This is a genomic window from Brevundimonas sp. ALps5 (assembly GCF_058681645.1).
Map to the genome: position 1 here is coordinate 3,103,199 of NZ_CM178744.1, position 17,914 is coordinate 3,121,112.

Sequence of the window (17,914 nt, forward strand, 5' to 3'; positions counted from 1 at the left end):
CGCGTCATCGTTTGCGGTTCAGTCCGGCAGACGACCCGCGCATGCGATTTCGGAGACAGGGCGGAGCTGATCCCACCCTTCTTCTACATCCTGTCGACCACCCTGAGGGGGCCTGCCTCGTGAGCAGGTCTGGGGCCCGCCCGGACCCGGAGGTCATTTGTGCGCCTTGCCGTCCGGCGTCCGGGCGCGGCAACCGTTCGGGGTCTGTAGAATGAAGTCCTTCCTCAGGGATGGCGTGCATGCCGCCATGGTGGGCGGTGACCTCGCCCTGATCGACCTCGACGCCGACGCCTATCTCTGTCTTGCGGCCGCCGCGTCCGACGTGTCCGTCGGAGACGGCGGCGTCCTGCATCTCTCCGGGCCAAGTGCGATCGCGATCACCGAAGCAGGTCTCGGCGCGGATCGCCCGGGCCGGCCGACGCGGACGCCCCCTGCATTGCCGGGCAGGACCGTCATCCACGATACGCCGCCGCGCGTTACACTCGGCGAATTTTTCAGGGGCGTGGAGGCCGTACGCGATGTCCGGCGTGCGCTTCGGGGGACCGGGCTATATCCGATCCTCGCCATCGCGCCGCCCCCCGATACAGCGGCAGATCCATCGGCGATCGTGGACGCGGCCAGAGCCTTCTGGCGCATGGGGCCATGGCTGCCCCTGGAGGGCGAATGTCTCGTACGGTCGGCCATGCTGATGAGCTACCTCCGACGCGCCGGCCTGTCGGCGGACTGGGTCTTCGGCGTCCGCCTGTGGCCCTTTTCGGCGCACTGCTGGGTTCAGGTCGATGATCTCTGCCTTAACGACGACATCGAGCGGCTCGCCGCCTACACGCCGATCTACTGCCGATGACCATTCCCACGCCCGACCTTCGGGGCTACGTCGTCATTGATCAAGGCGGCCCTCCCTCCGGCGCCGGCCCCGTCGTCGACGCGGCTCGAAGGCTTCTCGACGCCGGTTGGCGAAAGGCTCTCGAGTTCGACGGTCTGGCCGTCTTCCTCGGACCGGAGTCTCCGCTCAAGGCGATCCAGGTTCATCGGCGTCACATCCTGATCGGAGACTGGCGAGGCGACGGCGCCTTCCTGTCGAACCTGGTCGCGCTTCATCGCTCCGACCGCGCCCTGGCGCACGCGGTCGTGTCGCAGGGCTGGGGGCGCTACGTCCTTTTGTGGCGGGGCGACGACGGTGATCTGCGTCTTCTTCGCGATCCGAGCGGCGCCCTCGACTGCATCTGCTGGCGGCGGCAATCGGTCTCTGTCGCGACCAGCCAGCCGCCCGAGGCCCTGAATGCGGTCCTGCCGGACGAGCTGGAGATCGACTGGCCCGTCCTGGGCGAAATCGCCGCCGCGGTGAATCTGGCCTCTGACCGGCTTGCCCTGACCGGGTTGCACGCCATAGCGCCGGGGAGCCTCGCACGGATCGGTGAGGTGGTGACCCAGGAAGCGATCTGGACGCCGACGCGCTTCGCAGCGACCGCCGGCGACTGGGATGATCGACCGGAGAGCCTGGTGGAGGTTGTCGATCACACCGTTGCGGCGCTCGTGGACGGACAGGAGCGCCTCGTCACCGAGATCTCGGGAGGTCTGGACTCTGCGATCGTCGCAGCCAGCCTCGTCGAGGGAGGGCAGGGGACGAAATCGCGGTTCGTGAATTATTTCGATGACCAGCCGGAGGGGGATGAACGGGCCTTTGCTCGCGCGGCGGCGGATCGGCTCGGCGTGCATCTGGAGGAGGTCCACAAGCCGATCGCGCCCCTCAACCGCCGACAGTTTGATCCGCTTGGCCAGGGCGTGCGCCCCGCGCTCCATGGGATCGACATGGTCTACGACGCCGACATGGCCGGTCGGGCGCGCAAGGCCCGCGCGACCGGCCTGCTCACCGGACAGGGCGGCGACGCCGTCTTCTTCCAGTCGCCCGACCCCCTCGTCGTGGCGGACCGCCTGCAACGCGAGGGCGCCAGGGGCCTGGACCCGTCCTATCTGGCGGCCGTGGCGCGCTGGACCCGGCATTCGGCCTGGACCATCGCCAGACACAGTCTCTTTCCCAAACCGCGCCCGCCTGCGACCACGCGACGACATCGATGGCTGGACGGGGTAGAGGGGCTGCCGCCGGCCAAGGCTCGGCAGGTTTTGCAACTCGCCAACTGCCAGACCTACTGGAGCGACTGTCTGCGCGCCCGTTCGGCGACGCTCCTGCACCCGCTTCTGACGCAGCCGGTGATGGAACATTGCCTCGCTATCCCCACCGACCGGCTCACCCTCGGGGCGAGAGATCGAGGGCTGGCAAGACTCGCCTTTCAGGACAGGCTGCCGCCGGCCCTCTCCGAGCGGCGGGACAAGGGCGACCTCAGTCGCTTCTACGCCCTGGTGGTGCGCCAGAGTGTGGCCGTTCTGAAAGAGCTGCTCGTGGGCGGGCGGCTCGCGCAAAAGGGCCTGATCGACACCAGTGGATATGATCAGGCCCTCTCCGACGCGCGCCTAATCTGGGATCCTGCCACCAACCGGTTCCTGATCCTGGGCGCGCTGGAAGTCTGGGCGCGGACTTGGGAGGCGCGTATCGGTCGGGTGCGGCGGGCCAAGGTAGCGGCTGAGCCAATCGAGAATGCGTAGGTGCAGGTCCCTGATATTGGCGGGGCTAACGAACTCATGGCTCTCGCCGAGGTAGGTGACCAGTTCCGCTTCGCGGTTCAGCCGATAAAGCGCGCCGAAGATCGCGTCGAAGCGGGAGCCGTCGAAGTCGCTCTGGATGAGCAGGGTTGGGGTATGGATACGATCGACCGCATAGAGCGGGCTGCGAGCGATGTAGCGCTGCGGGTCCGTCCCCAGGGGCGCCCCGAGGCCGCCCTGGCCGCCTTCGAGCCAGCCGCTCTGGATGGAGACGCCCGCCTCTCCGCTCAAGGTTGAATAGAGCCGCGGCTCATAGGCCTCACTGAGATCCGCATAGCCGTTGGAGGCGATGATCGCCTTGAAGCCATCGGTCTGTGTCGCTGCCCGAAGAGCGCCGTAACCACCGAAACTGTGCCCGATCAGGGCCGCCCGCCGCGTGTCGCATCGGCCCTCGGCGCAAGCCGTCTCTACGATTGCCAGCAACTGTGCGCCGAGGTCGTCCAGATCCGTGGACGGAGAGGCCCGCTCAGGCAGGCTCGGCATCAGAACGGCATAACCTGCGGCAGAGAGGATGGCCGGATTTATGTGCAGGTTCAGGGAGCCCGGCAACAGGCGCGAGGGCGGAGCCGCGAAGGTCGCACCGGGGTAGGCGATCACAACGACCGGCGGCGGTCCGGACGTCGGCGCGGCGGGAAGCAACAGCCAGCTGCTCAGGGGCTGCCCCGCCGGGCCCGGATGATCGACCTGGACGACACGGCCCCAGTCCCGGCGATCGAGATCGTCATTGACGGACGCCAGTGCGATCGATCCCGCTAGGGTTCGCAGCCGCACCCGGGTCGCTCCCCCCGAAGAGCGCAAGCGCGTCACGAGGAAGGTCGCGTCCGGGCTTGCCGCTGTTGCGGTCTCGCCTGCCGAGAGGGGGCCGAAGCAGCGCGCCGGGCCGTCTACGCGCCGCAGGCAACCCGCCGCGTCGAGCAAAACCTCCTCGCCGAGTTGATCCGGGTTCGGATTTCGGGTCGCCCGCGCGCCGAGATCACCAGACGTCCCGGCGTCGATGAGCCTTCCCTGCACGGTTGCGGACGAGGAGGCGGACGGGAAGGGCGTCAGACCACTGCTGCGGGCGATGAAGGCGCCGCCGCGAAAGCGGGCGAGGGCTTCGCCATCCTCGACCTGCGGCACGATCCTTTGGCGGCCGTTTCGATCTGTCGTGAGCCATCCCTTGGATCTGTCAGCCGTTCGAACCTGAAAGACCGGGCGATCGGAATCCCAGCTGGCCCGCGCGATGGGAATGGTCTGGCTGTCGCCGTCGATCCACGGTGTGGCGTCGCCCAGATCGACGGCGTTCGCGGACCCGTCCCGACCGAGAAGCCAGAACTGACCCGCCTCGAAACGTCCACCCGTCTGTCTGGAGAAGGCGATCAGGCGGTCCGAGCGCGGGGACCAGGACAGCAGGTGCGATGTGAAATCCTGATCGGGCAGGGGCTCCGCGGTCGCGCCCGTTTCAAGGTCGACCAGGATGAGACGCCGCACGCGCTTCGGCGTGCCGGTGAACATGACCGTGTCCAGCCCGTACTGGATGTCCGCGCCGTCGAGCAGCGCCGCCGCTGAGCGCCCGTCCGGCGAGAGCGAGACGTCGATGATCGGGCCTTCGAGGAGGAGGGTCTCGCGGCCGGTCGCAAGATCGACCTGCAGCATCTGGAGCGGCGTGCCCTTGTCGCGCGTGTCGCGGGCCGCGCCGCTGGGCAAGGAGATCGCCGAGGGCGAATGTCCGCTCTCTGCGCGCCGCCAGAGGTCGGTCTGCTTTACAACCGACTGGGCGTAGACGCCGATGATGTAAGGCAGGACCCCGTTCCGCCGGGCGACGACAACAAGCTCCGTTTGCGAACGCCAGACTACGGTTTCGCCGAAGCGCGCCAGTTCAGGGGAAAGATCCAGCCACCGCACAGCGCCCGTCGCAAGCGTCATGACGCCCATGCTCCAGCCCGCTTCCGACAGCCGGTAGACGACCATCTGCGCGCCGCCGGGGGAGAAGGGGCCTGAGGCGAAGCCCGAAGCGTGGCCCGGATCCTCCAGCGTATGGGTCAGGGCGCCGTCCGTGGCGGAAAAGACCTCTAGCCGGCTCAGCAAGGTCTCGGTGAAGTAGTCGTACCTGTAGGTGCTGGCCGTGTTCCACGGCGCCTGTCGTTCCAGAACGACCCATCGGCTGTCCGGTGAGATGCGGACGTTGCCGACGGCCTCCTGTGTGAGCAGGTCGTCCAGGGTAAACGGTCGAAGGGTCTCGGGGTGGGACGTCGTTTGACACGGGGAAGGGCTCGCGGCGACCAGAAGGGTCGCCGCGGCCACGAGGCCGAAAGTAAACTTCATCACCAGCTCCGGGTCAGCTGGACGGAAACGAAGCGGCCAAGGACATTGGTGTTGGCGGCGTCAAAGGCGACGCCTTCAGGCGAGTCATAGAAGGGCGGGTCGCGATCCAGGAGGTTCTGGATGTTGAGGGTCACCGCCGTTCCGCCGAGGGGGCCGCGAGTGGGCGTGTAGCGGACCTGGACGTCCGCCGTCGTCCAGGAGCCGATGGGGCGGCCTGCGGCGTCCGGATAGCCGTCCACATAGTTGACCGCTGCGGAGGCGCCCCATTCGAGACGGGTCCAGTTCACAGAGGCTCGCCCGCGCAGATCGACGGGCAGGTTCGGACTGTTGATGCCGGACTGAACGGGGGCGGTGGGGGTGGCCCGGGTATCGAAGCGGTCGAGATAGGTCAGGTTGGCGTCGAGGTCGAACGCGTGGTCGCCGATGTCGAAGCCGTAGTCGAGATTGGCGTCGATCCCCTCGAGCAGGACGCTCGAGGTGTTCACGAACCGCGCATCGACGATGGCCCCATAGGCCTCGGCGGGAAACAGGTCTGCCAGAGCCGTCGTCGGAAGGTCCAGCAGCGCCTGCATGTCAGCCCGGTCCTGGCCATTGTTGACCGGATCGATGATGCGGACAAAGGCCGACAGGGCGGGATTGGTGAGCGCAGTGGTGAGAGCGGTGAAGGCCGGCTGACCGATCTGGTTGTCGAACTCGATTCTGAACAGATTGACGCCGACCCGCAGCCCCGGAATGGCCGCCGGTCGATAGTCTCCGCCGACCGTCCAGCTTTTGGCCTGCTCCGGCTCCAGATTTGGATTTCCGCCGTACAGGATTTCCGCGAGAACCTGCTGGGATCCGCGCGTCAGGAAGGTCGGGCTCTGGTCGGCGGCTTCATGCAACTCGCGCAGCGCCGGAGCGCGGAAGGACTCGCCGTAGTTGGCGCGCAGCACCAGCTCGGAATAGGGCTGCCACAGGACGCCCACCTTCGGGCTGGTCGTCTGGCCGGCGTCCGAATAGTCCTCGAACCGGCCGGCGAGCGACAGCTCGAGCCGCTCGAACCCCGCGCGCCGGTTCAGCGCGCTGAAGAGGGGAACGCGCAACTCGGCGAAGGCGGATGCGACCTCGCGGTCGAACGCGATCTGGGCGCCGACCGTCGGCGTCACGCCCGAGGTGAAGCTTGTGTCCTGCCGCTCGAACGTCTCGCGGCGGAAGGCGGCGCCCACAGCCAGTTTGACCTCCCCGGCGGGCAGGTTGAAGAGCGTTCCGTCCGCCAGGGCGTTGATGGAAGAAACTGTCGTTTCGCCCTCGCCGCGAGACCAGCCCGACCCGATGAAAGCCAGGGCCGCCGACGAACTGTTCGAGCCGTCCGCGAAAGGGTTGAAATACCCGTCGCGCGTGGCGCTGTACGGCGTCGCCGGATTATCGGCGACGGCGCCCAGGGCCTCGCGCAGAGAGGTGGAGTTGAGCTGGTTGCTGTTGCGGCTCTCGCCATGTTCCCGCGCATAGGCGGCATAGGTATCCAGCCGCCAGCCGCCGACCAGATCGACCTTGGCTCCGAGCGAGACGCCCAGACTTTCAGCACGCCCGTTGATCTTCGGATTGCCGAGATCCGGGCCGAAATTATAGGCGATGATGTGCGAGCTCGCCCCCGTGGGGGAGACGAAGTATGGGTTCGCTGAAGTCACGGTGAAGGTCGTCGGAAACCCCTGCGACACCGCTTCATAGTCGCGCAGGCCATAGCGGACATCGGCGTTCAAAGAGACCCTGTCCCCGAGGTCCTGATTGAGAACCAGATAGGCGCTGTGCCGCGTTTGACGCGGCATCACGTTCAAGCCCTCGCGGTGATTATAGAGATTGGCCTGCCCCGCGAGAAAGTCGCCGGGGCGCAGGCCGACCCCGTTCTGCCCCGGGGGGATGGCGTAGGTCGGCACGTATCCGCCCGCGGCGGCGTTGAAGACGACGATATTACCAGGATTGCTGAAGATGCGGCGGCGGTCGGAGCCGCCGAACCGCCGCAGGTCCGCGTCGCTCGCGCGGTCCCGCTCGGAGGCCGCCAGGCGGCTGCGGTCGTTGTATTCGTAGACGCCCAGGATCGAGCCCGAAGACCAGCGGCGGCCGAAGGTCTGCGCGATCTGGAATTCGTCGCTGGCCCCGTCTGTGTTGGCCCCATATCGGACCCGCGTCTCGGCGCCGTCGTAGTCGTCCCGGAGGATGATGTTGACCACGCCGCCGACCGCGTCCGCGCCGTACAAGGCGGAGGCTCCGTCGAGCAGCACGTCGATGCGGGCGACGGCGCTGGTCGGAATGGTGGAGACGTCGGCGAAATCGCCCTTGTTTCCCGTCCCCGCCATGCGGCGCCCGTTCACCAGCACGAGGGTCGCATCGCTGCCCAGCCCGCGCAGGTTCACGCCCGAGGCGTAAAAGCTGTTGGCTCCGGTCCGGTCGCCGCCGTTGCTCATCGCCGCATCATTGCCCGTCCCCCCGAAGTTCTGCGGCAGGGCGGCGAGCGCCTGGGCGACCGTGCCATGTCCCTGGCGGTCGATGTCGTCCCGGGTGACGGTGACGACCGGCGAGGGGCCGTCGCCCGCCCCCCGGATGAGGCTGCCGGTGACCACGACTTCGGCGAGCTCGGTGGCCTCGTCCGTGATCTCCGCACGTGCGTCAGGATCGAAGACGACGAGGGTGTTGGGACTGGCGCGCCGCGCGCGCAGGCCGGTGCCTCGCAGGAGGGCGGCCAGCGCCTGATCCGTTGTGAACGCGCCGCTGACGCCGGGCGATTGCCGCCCCGCCACCAGATCGGTGGAATAGAGGATCTGTTCTCCGCTCTGGGCGGCGAAGAGCGGCAGGGCGGCGTTGAGCGGACCGGCCGGGACCCGGAACTGGACAGAGGGCGCTTGCGACTGCGCCAGGACGGGCGTCGCCGCGACAAGTGCGAGCGCGCCGAGCGCAGTCGAACAGAGACCGAAACGCATAAATACTCCCCCGAAATGGATATCCGCACAGACGCGGGTCGGGGAAGAGACGAAGGGGCGCGGCAAAACCCCTCAGGGCACCGCCGGATTATTCGCAGGAGCGTCACGAACGACGATCTCGCCGGCCGGCGTGCGCTCGGCGACGACGGGGTAGAGTTGGGTGAGCGCCGAAACGAAGCCCTCCACATCGCCCGTATTGAATGCGCCGCTGACGGCGATGTCGGATATCCCCGGGGCTTGCAGGACGACCTTGACGCGGCTGTACCGGTTGACTTCCGACACCGCCGCCTGGACGGTGTCTCCCGCGAAGATCAAACGTCCGGTCGTCCAGCTGGTTTCAGATCCGGCGTCCACCGCCCGCACTTCCGGTCGCCGTTCTGTGGTGACGATCTGTTGGCCCGGCGTCAGCGACCAGCGGGGCGACGGCGACGATCGGTCCCGAACATCGACCTTGCCCTCTACGAGGGTCACCTGCGCGCCGCCTCCCGAGCGTCGCACGTCAAATCGTGTGCCGACGGCGGTGACGTCGGTGCCGCCCGCGCTGACGACGAACGGACGGGTTCGGTCGCCCTTCACCTCGAAGAACGCCTGGCCGGCGGCCAGCTCAACGGCGCGGCGATGGCCTGTGAGGCTGACCCTGATGCGCGAGTCCGTGTCGAGCGTGACCCGCGAACCATCCGCCAGGACGACCATTCGCCGTTCACCCAGGCCGGTCTCATAGCTTTCGTCCCGCGCCATCCAGAACGTCACGCCGACGGCCAGGGCCAGGGCGGTCGCCACAGCGCCGATCGGGAGAAACGCCTTGGAGAGGCGGGAGCGCGCCCGTCGCGAAACGTCCGCCCGTGCCCGCGCGCCTTCGGTCAGCGCGGCGATGTCAGCGTCGCCTTTGAGGGTTCCGGCCGCTTCCCACATCGACTCGATCCGGGCGTAGGCCTCCGCGTTCTCGGGATTGCGCCGCCACTGGCTGAAGGCCGTGACATCGGCGGCCGCCACGCGCTTCTGATTGAGCGTGGCGAACCATGACGCGGCTTCGCGCCGTCTCAGGTCCAGGTCTGTATCCGCAGTCATCGTGCGTGCCTTAGACGTCCAGTTGCGCCATGCAGTGCGCGACAGCCTTGGCCATCCGCCGCTCCACCGTAGCCAAGCTGATCCCGTGCGCCAGAGCGATCTCGCCGTACGTCATACCGTCAAACCGGCTCAGGACGAAGACGTCCCTGTAGAGCGGCGGCATGGTCAGGAGGATTTGCTTGAGGTGAAGGCGATCAACCGGCGCTTCCGCCGCTGTGCCGGCAACCGGCGTTGAGCCCTGCAGCGCCCGCTCCCGCAGCGCCAGGCGCCGTCTTTCGTCGCGCACGAGGTTCAGGGCGACTCTGAGCAGCAACGCTTTGGGATGGCGGATGTCGTCGAGCAGATAGGGGGTGATGCGGAGATAGGTCTCCTGGACCACGTCCGCGGCCTCGTCGGCGCCGACCCGTCCGCTGAGCCGTTTGCCCAGCCAGACCGAATAGCGGCGGTAGAGCCCGTTCAGACTCGCCGCCGCGCCCGGATTCAACTCCTTCACATCGCTCAACGCGACCTCCAGCCGGTTTTCAGGCGGCAGGAATCCGAGAGCGCGCCCGCGACGGATCGGGCGCGCGCAAGCGCGCGCCGCGGTCGATTGCGGACGGACGCCGCGCATCAGAGGCGCGGCCGTAAAGGTTGAGCTTCGCACAGGGGATTCCCGGCCCCTATCGACGCGAGCGCCGACCCCCAAGCATGAATCAAACCGAGTCCGGGCGCAAGGCGGAGGGGTCGGGCGAGGAATCCTCTGCGAAGAGGCCCGCTACTTCAGGGTGAAACGCCGCCTCCGCCATGGGCAGGCCCCGGCTCAAGTTCCGCCCCTATCTGACGGCGCCCGACGCGTCACCGTTTAGGCGCCGACAGTGTCGAGGGCAAGCGGCCCCCTGGAGCGTTGCCGTGGCGGTCAGCACCCGGCCTGCGGCCGGGTGTCCGCAAGAAAGTTGCGGAGGTTCCGCAAGGAGCCTGCATTGAAGCGCCGGTGGCTCCATCCGAATATCCCGCCTCAAAGACGAGGAATTTCATGCCCTCAGACCCTCAAATGCATTTCCGATCACAAGGCCCCTTGTTGAGCCCGCGAGAACTCGAATGCGTGGTTTGGGTCAGCCGCGGAAAGAGTTCGAGCGATATCGGTAGCATCCTGGGCCTGTCGCCCCGGACCGTTGACAGCTATATCGAGAAGGTCTGCGCCAAGCTTCGCGTTCGGACGCGCATCGAGGCCGTCGCCCTGGCCGTCCGGACCGGAATCATCGATCCCGATTAGGTGGCTCTTGCACACGCAGTGCGGGATAATCGTCCGGGAATCGGTTCATGATCGCCAACTGAACGGTGATCATAGTGCGCATGCCCAGAGACCTCGTCCAAACCTTCGCCGGTGAGATCGCCTCGCGCGACGCCAGAAGACTGGCGCCTTATCTCTCGGAGAGTGTCCAGGCCCGGTTTGATGTCGCCGGCACCGTGGTGGGACGCGCGGCCCTTCTGGCATTCTGGCGTCGCCTCTTCCAGTCGTATGCGCTGTTCGAGCTTCATATTCTAAAGGCGGTCGCAGAAGACGACATGGTCATCGCCGACAGCGTCTACCTGCTCGGCAAACGCGGAAGCGACCCGATGCCCGTGAGGGCCATTACGATTTTTGAAGTCCGCCAGAAGCTCATCACCCATTGGCGCGATCACGCCGATCTGGCGGAGGTTCCGCAAGCAGAGATGGATCGGTGGCGCCGGCTCGGTGCCGCGCGCTGGTGACGGCGTAGGGATTAAGCAGGAGGGGAGGGGGCGGGCCGGGAACTTCTGTGCGAAGCACGACCTCTTCACCGGTGATCGCCACCGACGCAACGCGTCCCCTGGCTCAAGATCCAAGGCTATCCGGTCGAGGCCCGCCGACTGTCATCGTATCAAGACCGCAAGAGAATCCAAGACCGCGCACGCCGGCGAAGTGTCCGGATCGCCCTGTTCAGTACGCAGGGCGGGTGCACGCCTCACGATCCAGAGCGCTCTGTCGCCACGCATGCGGTGAGGCGCCGGCAGCTTCACGAAAGACGCGCGACAGAAGGGCCTGATCGCTGAAGCCGCATATCAGGGCGATCTCGCTCAAGGGCGTCTCGGTGGCGGTCATCGCCTGCATGGCGCTGGCCACCCGGCGGGCGACGATGAACTTGTGCGGCGAGGTCCCGAGGCTGGCCTTGAACGCGCGTGAGAAATACGACCGGCTGAGCCGTAGCAGGTCGGCGAGGTCATCGACGCGGATCGGGCGGTCCAGGGTGGCGTCGATATAGGCGACGACCCGTCGGGTCTGCCATACCGCCAGACCGGACCTCGAAACCGCTTCGGCGCCTTGATCCGGCAGGGCTCGCAGGCGGGCAAGCGGAGGCTACGATACGAATGCGGATCTGACCCTCAAGCCACCGCCGGTCGTCAGGTCGCTGCGCCAGAGTCACGGGATCGGAAACGAACGCGCTCCCCCTTGAGCGAAACATCGGGCCGAAACCCGGCGGCGGTGATGGCTCGTTTCTGGGGAGCGTCCGCAGGATCCGTGTCCACATCCCACCAATCGGCGCTCATGGCGGCCTTGGGCAGGATGCCGCGGACGAGACGCTCGATCTCACGGAAGGTCAGCTCGACCTCAGATGAGGCGTGTCGCGAAAGATAGGCGGTCAGTGGATCGTACTTGCCCATTCCCGACGGTAGATCGGAGGAGGGCGCCCATCAAGGCGGGGCGGTAAAACCGGATGGCGCCATACTGTCGAGATCGACAATCGATTTCGACCCGCTATCAATTCGGCAGACGAACCACCAACGTTCGTCCGTGTCTGTGAGGTGGCGCATATAGGTTTTGGTTGCTTGACCGATCCTGACCTCGACCTTCGCCGCATCATCGGGCCAAGACCCGGAATGCCGGTGGACCTTGATCAGCCAATCGTCATTCCAGCTGCAGATCTTGATTGTTTCCCGACCCGGCGCGAGACGGTCGTCGTGGTCGAGTATCGCATAGGGGGGCCAGTCGGGACTGCCCGTGGCGGAAAAACTGACAGCGCGCGCCTCATCGGCTTCGACGGGAACAGCCCAAAGGTCGAGATCGCCGCCCGATGCCCAGCTGAGTTGAACCTCGACCTCGGCAATGATGGAAGCGAACCAGGCGCTTCGCGCTCTAAGCCCGGCTTCAGCAACGTCGGCATCCGCAGCGGCTTGCGCGACCCTGGTCTCATGCGCTGTCAATGTCTTGGCGCGGTCGGCGGTCGTTTCGAGACCGGCTTTGACCGCCTCGATGAAGAGAGCGAGACCCGTGCCGAACGGATGAACGTCTCCGAACGCTTTCACGTGCTGTGAAGGGTTATCAAGTTCGAGCTCGGCGGTGATCGATGCCGGTGTGGCTCCGTAGTTGGCGAGCAAAACCGCGGCGTCTGGATGGGCGCGGGCGTAGTCGATCAGCGCGGCGCGGAAGTTCCGCTTCGAGGCTTTCCAATACTGTTTGCATTCCACCACAAGCCCGACAGGCGTCGTTCCGGAGCCATGGGCGACCACGCTGTAGTCCGGCTGGACCCCGTTCTTGCGCGATGCGCCCATCGGGCTCTTCAGCGGGTGCCTCAGTTCCGACCAGAGGACGGTCTCGCCGCGCGGGCCGTACGGACTCTCGGGCGTGAAGCGGGCGAGTCGCGAAGAGCCGAAGGAGAAATCAAGGGCACCGCTCGTGAGAACCCACTGAAGGGGATCTTTGCTGGCGCCGGTGATGACCGCGGCCATCCAGACGGAATAGAGTTCGTGACGCCGCTCCCACAACGGCAGGTCGAATATGTCGAGCGCCTGTTGTCGCAAGGTCGAGACCGCTTCCCCTGGGCCGGCCTTCGACACGACGGCGAGGAGCCGCGCCCCGATCGCTTCGAGCTCAGCGGGCGTTTTGAGGGACGCTGCGGTCATCCTCGACCAGGGCGCCGCAGCCGCGAGCACCGCTTGAACGGTCGCTTCAAGCGTCACCTTGTCCTTCTTTATCGCTGCGGCGATCGGACGGCCTTCGGCGATGCCGAGCATCATTCGGACAGTCGCTTCAAACCCGCCGTCGAAGCCCGCCTCGCCGTTGCGGCGGCGCGGGTTGAGGCCGCCCCGTGAGGTCACCTCTGCCCAGAATACGGCGGCGTCACTGATGGGACGAGGCGTCGCCGAAGCCACAGTCTTACGCGCCGGCACGGACGCCCCCGGTTAGAGGCATTTGATGAGAGCGCTGGGCGCAGCAACGCTGCTGGCAGTGATTTCGAATGACCGGGTCCATGGCGTCAGGCGACGGCCTTCTGCCGCTGACGGATCGCATCCACCCAGGGACGGACCTTGGCGATGTCAGCGAGCAGCTCATCGGGCGGAGGCGGGGCTGCGTTGCGACCGCGGGACGGGTCGTGCGCATCGGTCTGATCGCAGCACTTCTTGAAGGCGGCCTGGAAATCGAGGACGTCCTGCGTTTGGAGCACCGTGACTTTCACCAGGTCCTTGGTGTTGATGTAGTCGCGGTGACGGGTCACGACCCCGCCCAGCGCAACATCCTCCAGTCCGCGTTCCCACGTGCTGCGCAGGCGGCTGTAGATTTTAGCCACCGCTGCCTCGTAACCGGTGTCGTCGTGGGCGTCGTAAAGGAGCTTTGCGGCGCGCGCTTCCTTCTCAAGCAAGTCGACACGTTCCGGGACCCTCGCGGCGATCCACGGCAGATCGGTCGTCACCACACCAGCGCCCTCGGCGGACTGGATCAGGGAAAAGGCGTTGTGAGGGACTGTTCGTTCCTGCGCTAGGGCGTGCAGGTCGTTCAGGAAGATTAGGTCGTGGGTGAAGACAATGATCTGGCGGACACCCGCTTCTTCGATCAGCCGCTCGGCCACCTTCCGGCGCCAGCGATGATCGAGCGAGGACACGGGGTCGTCGAAGACAAGAGCGGATCCGTGAGCGCTGGTGGCCAGTTCAGTCAGGAAGGCGGCCAGGGCGACGCAGGTCTGCTCGCCTTCGCTGAGCACTTGCGCGACCTTGGCCTTGTCGTTCGCGAACAGGCGCACCTGATACTGGGGTGAGCCGTACTTTCCACCCGAACGGACGATGTCGACCCGAACCCGGGTGGCCGCCAGCTTCTGGATCTCCTCCTGAAAGCGATCCCGCACCCGCGGAGTGATAACCTCGTCCGCAATCGTGTTTCCGAGAGAGGTGATCGCGTTGGTCGCCGTCTCAACAATGCAAGATTTCAGAAGATTCAAGGCCTTCAGGCGCTCAACTTCCTTTTCTGCTTTAGGGATGAGATCCGCGAGCGCCGCGCGGTCGAGAAGCTCGTTGCGCTCATCCTCCAAGGCGCGCCGGCCTTCGGATTCACCGGTCTGCGCCAGTTCGTCCGCATAGGTTTGCGCCTCCGACGCGAGGCTCAAGAGCGCGGCGGATGGGCTCGGGCTCAGCGCCGGCAACCCATCCAGGTCGGACCCGGCCAAGGTCATGGCGCGTCGTACCCGCGCCGCGGCGAGGACCTCAAGCACCTGGCGAGCGATCACAGGATGCGTAGTTACGAGCTGTTGTCGCAGGCCCGGAACCGGAATGCTGACCCGGCCTTCGGCCAGCTCTTCGCGGGCCTTCGCAAACCTTTCCTCGGCCAGCTGAGCGGCCTGTTCAGTGTCGTTGCGGACAAATGCATCGAAGCCCGCCAAGCGGTCGCGCGCGGCTTCATCCAAGGTCTGGTGACAAAGGACGCATGCGCTTTGGTCAGCTGTTTGCGGGAACGGCAGCTCCGGGTAGGCTGCTTCGATGGAGTAGCGACGCGCCGCTTCCCACAGTGCGCGCCAGGCTTCCTCACCAACGCCGGGGAGGGCGCTGCCCTTGAAGGCTTCGTCCGCCGCAAGTTTCGCGGCATCCCTCAGGGTCTTCGCTGTCGACCGCAAGGCGATAAGGCCACCCAGTTTATCGTCGGACACTCTCGCCGTGATCGCGGCGATCTCATTCGCCATGCGTGTCAGCGCGCTCGCTTGTCGCTTCTGCTCGGCTGCCGCCGTGGCAGGATCGCGAGACAGATCTGTCCGCAGTCGATCCAGACGGGCGGTCTCCTCAGGCGACATCTCCATCAGGGGATTCAGGGAGGCGAGATCGCTCTTCGCGGTCAGGCTTCCCAGGATTTTACCGACCTTCGTAGCAGGGCTGAATGTCGGAGCGCTGAACGCTGGGTCCTGCGCACCTTTCAGGGTTGTCTCTTCCGCGACGAGGGCTTCCTTCACGGCCAGACAGGCCGCGGCCAGGCCATCTGGAATATCAAGGCCGAAGGGACGGAACGCGACTTCATTCTTGTCTTTGACGTGAACCTGACCGGACTCGCGGTCAAAGACGCTGACACCGGACAGGATGGGATGGGGGCTTTCCTCGTCAGTCCATTGGATCGGAACGCCATCAGTCGTTCCCGCACGATAGGTGATGACGGCGGAAGCGCCTGCGGCAGCGAGAGGCTCAAAGGCGTTTGGAAGAATCTCTCCAGGAAACCGCGCCCGGCACGCGCGCTTGAGAATACGCGAGTACCCCGATTTGCCCACGCCATTGTCGCCGTAGACGACGGTGATGCCAGTGGGGGCAAATGACAGTTCCTGACCGGCAGACAGGCGATTGACGTTCTTCACGTCCTTGATGGCCGTTATGGCGATGCTGGCGCCAGGAGCGAGGGCCGCCGGAAGATGGGCTCGCGTCAGCGGACGCGCCACCAGATCGATGCCCTCGGCGCCTTGGCCCTTTTTGCAGAGTTGCACGAGCTCGACCACGTCGGCGGCCGTGACCTCGCCTCCGCTGGTGATGCGGCGCAGGCCGTCACGCTGCCAGTCCGGCTTGGTCTCGGACCAGGTCAGGATCATTTCCGGCACGGATTTCGGTTGAGCGGTCGCCATCATTCTCTCCCGGCGCGCTCATGTCGCCCGGACCCGTCTTAGACCACAAGCTCGGCCATAAACAGTTTCGGGTTGTGAACCTGTCGCGCTGCACGTCACCCGCCGTCTGGCGTGCGTCCCGGTTCGATGATCAGTCGCGCCAGCGCCAGGGTTGGTCGGAAGGACGCTCACCTTCCACAAAAGGCAGGTAGCGCGTTTTGGGGCCGCCATCCGCGATCCACTCCTGCACCGAGGTCGCCCACTTCCGATCTCCAACCTGTTCCAGGGCCTCCAGCACCAGAAGGTTGTTCTCCGTGAGGTCCAGCCAAGCGAGAGCGCTTGCATATATCTGGTAGACGTAACCCCTGAGGGCTTCCGTCGCCTGGCGGGCGACGAGAACGGGAGGCGTGGCGAACGGCTCGGGAAGCTCAACCATATGGTGATTTAGGCGATTGGACGCCGGAACGCGATACGGCCCGTATCGACTTCGTTCCGAGCGACCGAACTTGTCGCAAAGCCGCTCTCTGCTGGTCGAGTATGCGGGGGCTGCTCGGTTCTCGCTCACCAAGCGTCGCCGGAACGTCAATGGTGATCCTCAGCTCTTCTGATCCGGGCAAATGTCGAGCGGCGCCATTGCAGCATCCCGTCAGCGCAGCCGAGCTCAGGCCGTCGGTTGCTGCGACAAGTCAGGAGTGTCGCGACGCCAACTGAGGGGAGGCAGGGCGTGGATGGGGGCGCGGGTCCGCCGTCGAAGCGCGCAAGCCCCTGTCGGCCCAGTGTGACAGGTCCGCCAGGTCATAGACGACCCTTCCGCCGAGCTTTCTGTAGACCGGGCCGGTGCCGTAGGTCCTGTGCTTCTCGAGTGTCCGGCTCGACAGACCAAGATACTCGCTGGCCTCTGGCGTTCGCAGAAACCGCCGCCCTATGTGTTCGCCCATCCGGACCTCCTCTGACTGGCGTGATCGTGAGCGGCATTGGGATCGTTGGCGATCCGCGAGGCGGACACCGTATGTCTGCGGGAATCGGTGCGATCAACCGGAAGTGAACCACGTCCAGAGTGTTGGAAACTCCCCGAAATCTACCGTTCTAAACACCGTTCTAAACGGCCAAGCCAGACCGGCATCGCCCGTCTGTTGGGGTGTAAGTGGCTGATTTTATTGAAGGACGGTGGTGGGTGATGTAGGGTTCGAATCTATGACCCGCCGATTAAGAGGGGCAAATCCGATCAGCCTGGCTCCCGCCTACCCGCCCCGGGTCAGGCGCAGGAACTCCTCGCGGGTGCGAGGGTCGTCCTTGACCACGCCCAGCAGGGCGCTGGTGGTCAGTTTGGCGCCGGGGACGTTGACGCCGCGCAGGGTCATGCAGCTGTGCTCGGCCTCGATGACCACGCCCACCCCTTGCGGCCGCAGCACCTCCTCGATGGCGGTGGCGATCTCGGCGGTCATCTTCTCCTGGATTTGCAGCCGCTTGGCGTAGCCGCGCACGACTCGCGCCAGTTTGGAGATGCCCACGACCCGGTCGGTCGGCAGGTATCCGACATGGGCCACGCCGACGACGGGCAGCATGTGGTGTTCGCAGAAGCTGACGAAGCGGATGTCTTTCAGCACCACCAGCTGGTTGTAGCCGCCGACCTCCTCGAAGGTCCGCTCCAGATAGGCGCGGGGATCGCTCTCATAGCCCTGGAACAGCTCTTTGTAGCTGCGCGCCACCCGCGCCGGGGTGTCCAGCAGGCCCTCGCGGTCGGGATCGTCGCCGGCCCATTTGATCAGGGTGCGAACGGCGGCTTCGGCTTCTTCGGGGGAGACGACATCGGTCATGGTTACGCGGTGGGATTCCAGTGTGCTGCAGGGCGCGGGCTTCAGGTGGAGCGGCGCAATGCGACCCGCAGGAGCGGATTTCCTAAACAAAATCGTGAAACTGTCCAGAAGACTTGACCTGATCTGCATTTAGACGGCTAATCCGACCTCAGACCGCCGGAGAGTGGTCGGGAGGACATGGCATGGGACTTTGGTCTTGGCTGCTGGATTGGGTTGCTCCTGTTTCTGGAGCGGCGGGGCGCACCGCCTGCCCGCTGATGTGCGCGCATGT

General features: G+C 65.9%; 14 protein-coding genes and 1 pseudogene. 4 read left to right on the forward strand and 11 right to left on the reverse strand.

Annotated elements, in window-relative coordinates:
- Window positions 1-211: 211 nt before the first annotated feature.
- Together ACW172_RS14715 and ACW172_RS14720 are read left to right on the forward strand one after the other, a co-directional pair.
- Window positions 212-844 carry a lasso peptide biosynthesis B2 protein gene (locus tag ACW172_RS14715; protein WP_492032185.1) on the forward strand — a complete coding sequence of 211 codons (633 nt, stop codon included), beginning with the start codon at window positions 212-214 and terminating at the stop codon, window positions 842-844.
- Window positions 841-2,601 (forward strand): asparagine synthase-related protein, encoded by a 1,761-nt coding sequence (locus tag ACW172_RS14720; protein ID WP_492032186.1) that lies wholly within the window; start codon window positions 841-843, stop codon window positions 2,599-2,601. The genes ACW172_RS14715 and ACW172_RS14720 overlap by 4 nt, the downstream gene beginning before the upstream one ends.
- 24 nt (window positions 2,602-2,625) lie before the next feature.
- Here ACW172_RS14720 and ACW172_RS14725 read toward each other — a convergent pair.
- The 4 genes and pseudogenes from ACW172_RS14725 to ACW172_RS14740 all read right to left on the reverse strand — a co-directional run.
- Window positions 2,626-4,962 (reverse strand): annotated as a pseudogene (locus ACW172_RS14725) (S9 family peptidase); the annotation flags it as partial.
- On the reverse strand, window positions 4,962-7,916 hold the full coding sequence (locus tag ACW172_RS14730; protein WP_492032187.1) for a TonB-dependent receptor: 2,955 nt from the start codon (window positions 7,914-7,916) through the stop codon (window positions 4,962-4,964). The pseudogene ACW172_RS14725 and the gene ACW172_RS14730, both read right to left, overlap by 1 nt.
- A 72-nt stretch (window positions 7,917-7,988) precedes the next feature.
- Window positions 7,989-8,984, reverse strand: coding sequence for a FecR family protein (locus ACW172_RS14735; RefSeq protein ID WP_492032188.1), 996 nt, complete (start codon window positions 8,982-8,984; stop codon window positions 7,989-7,991).
- 10 nt (window positions 8,985-8,994) lie between these two features.
- Entirely contained in the window at window positions 8,995-9,594 is a 600-nt protein-coding gene (locus tag ACW172_RS14740) for an RNA polymerase sigma factor (protein WP_492032189.1), read from the reverse strand.
- A gap of 420 nt (window positions 9,595-10,014) precedes the next feature.
- Between ACW172_RS14740 and ACW172_RS14745 the strand changes: the two genes are divergently transcribed.
- Window positions 10,015-10,236, forward strand: coding sequence for a LuxR C-terminal-related transcriptional regulator (locus ACW172_RS14745; RefSeq protein WP_492034987.1), 222 nt, complete (start codon window positions 10,015-10,017; stop codon window positions 10,234-10,236).
- Window positions 10,237-10,316: 80 nt separating this feature from the next.
- Complete coding sequence (locus tag ACW172_RS14750) at window positions 10,317-10,715, forward strand: nuclear transport factor 2 family protein (RefSeq protein WP_492032190.1); 399 nt, start codon at window positions 10,317-10,319, stop codon at window positions 10,713-10,715.
- A gap of 208 nt (window positions 10,716-10,923) precedes the next feature.
- Here the strand turns inward: ACW172_RS14750 and ACW172_RS14755 are convergent, their stop codons facing one another.
- The 7 genes from ACW172_RS14755 to folE form a co-directional block, all read right to left on the reverse strand.
- Window positions 10,924-11,325 (reverse strand): helix-turn-helix transcriptional regulator, encoded by a 402-nt coding sequence (locus ACW172_RS14755; protein ID WP_492034988.1) that lies wholly within the window; start codon window positions 11,323-11,325, stop codon window positions 10,924-10,926.
- A 59-nt stretch (window positions 11,326-11,384) separates the two neighbouring features.
- Window positions 11,385-11,645 (reverse strand): DUF7662 domain-containing protein, encoded by a 261-nt coding sequence (locus tag ACW172_RS14760; RefSeq protein WP_492032191.1) that lies wholly within the window; start codon window positions 11,643-11,645, stop codon window positions 11,385-11,387.
- Window positions 11,646-11,675: 30 nt separating this feature from the next.
- Entirely contained in the window at window positions 11,676-13,151 is a 1,476-nt protein-coding gene (locus ACW172_RS14765) for a hypothetical protein (RefSeq protein ID WP_492032192.1), read from the reverse strand.
- 86 nt (window positions 13,152-13,237) lie between these two features.
- Window positions 13,238-15,847 carry an AAA family ATPase gene (locus ACW172_RS14770; protein ID WP_492032193.1) on the reverse strand — a complete coding sequence of 870 codons (2,610 nt, stop codon included), beginning with the start codon at window positions 15,845-15,847 and terminating at the stop codon, window positions 13,238-13,240.
- A 130-nt stretch (window positions 15,848-15,977) separates the two neighbouring features.
- Window positions 15,978-16,262, reverse strand: coding sequence for a hypothetical protein (locus ACW172_RS14775; protein WP_492032194.1), 285 nt, complete (start codon window positions 16,260-16,262; stop codon window positions 15,978-15,980).
- A 250-nt stretch (window positions 16,263-16,512) separates the two neighbouring features.
- Window positions 16,513-16,764, reverse strand: coding sequence for a helix-turn-helix transcriptional regulator (locus ACW172_RS14780; RefSeq protein ID WP_492032195.1), 252 nt, complete (start codon window positions 16,762-16,764; stop codon window positions 16,513-16,515).
- Between the two features lie 303 nt (window positions 16,765-17,067).
- On the reverse strand, window positions 17,068-17,643 hold the full coding sequence (gene folE / locus ACW172_RS14785; RefSeq protein WP_492032196.1) for a GTP cyclohydrolase I FolE: 576 nt from the start codon (window positions 17,641-17,643) through the stop codon (window positions 17,068-17,070).
- Between the last annotated feature and the right edge of the window lie 271 nt (window positions 17,644-17,914).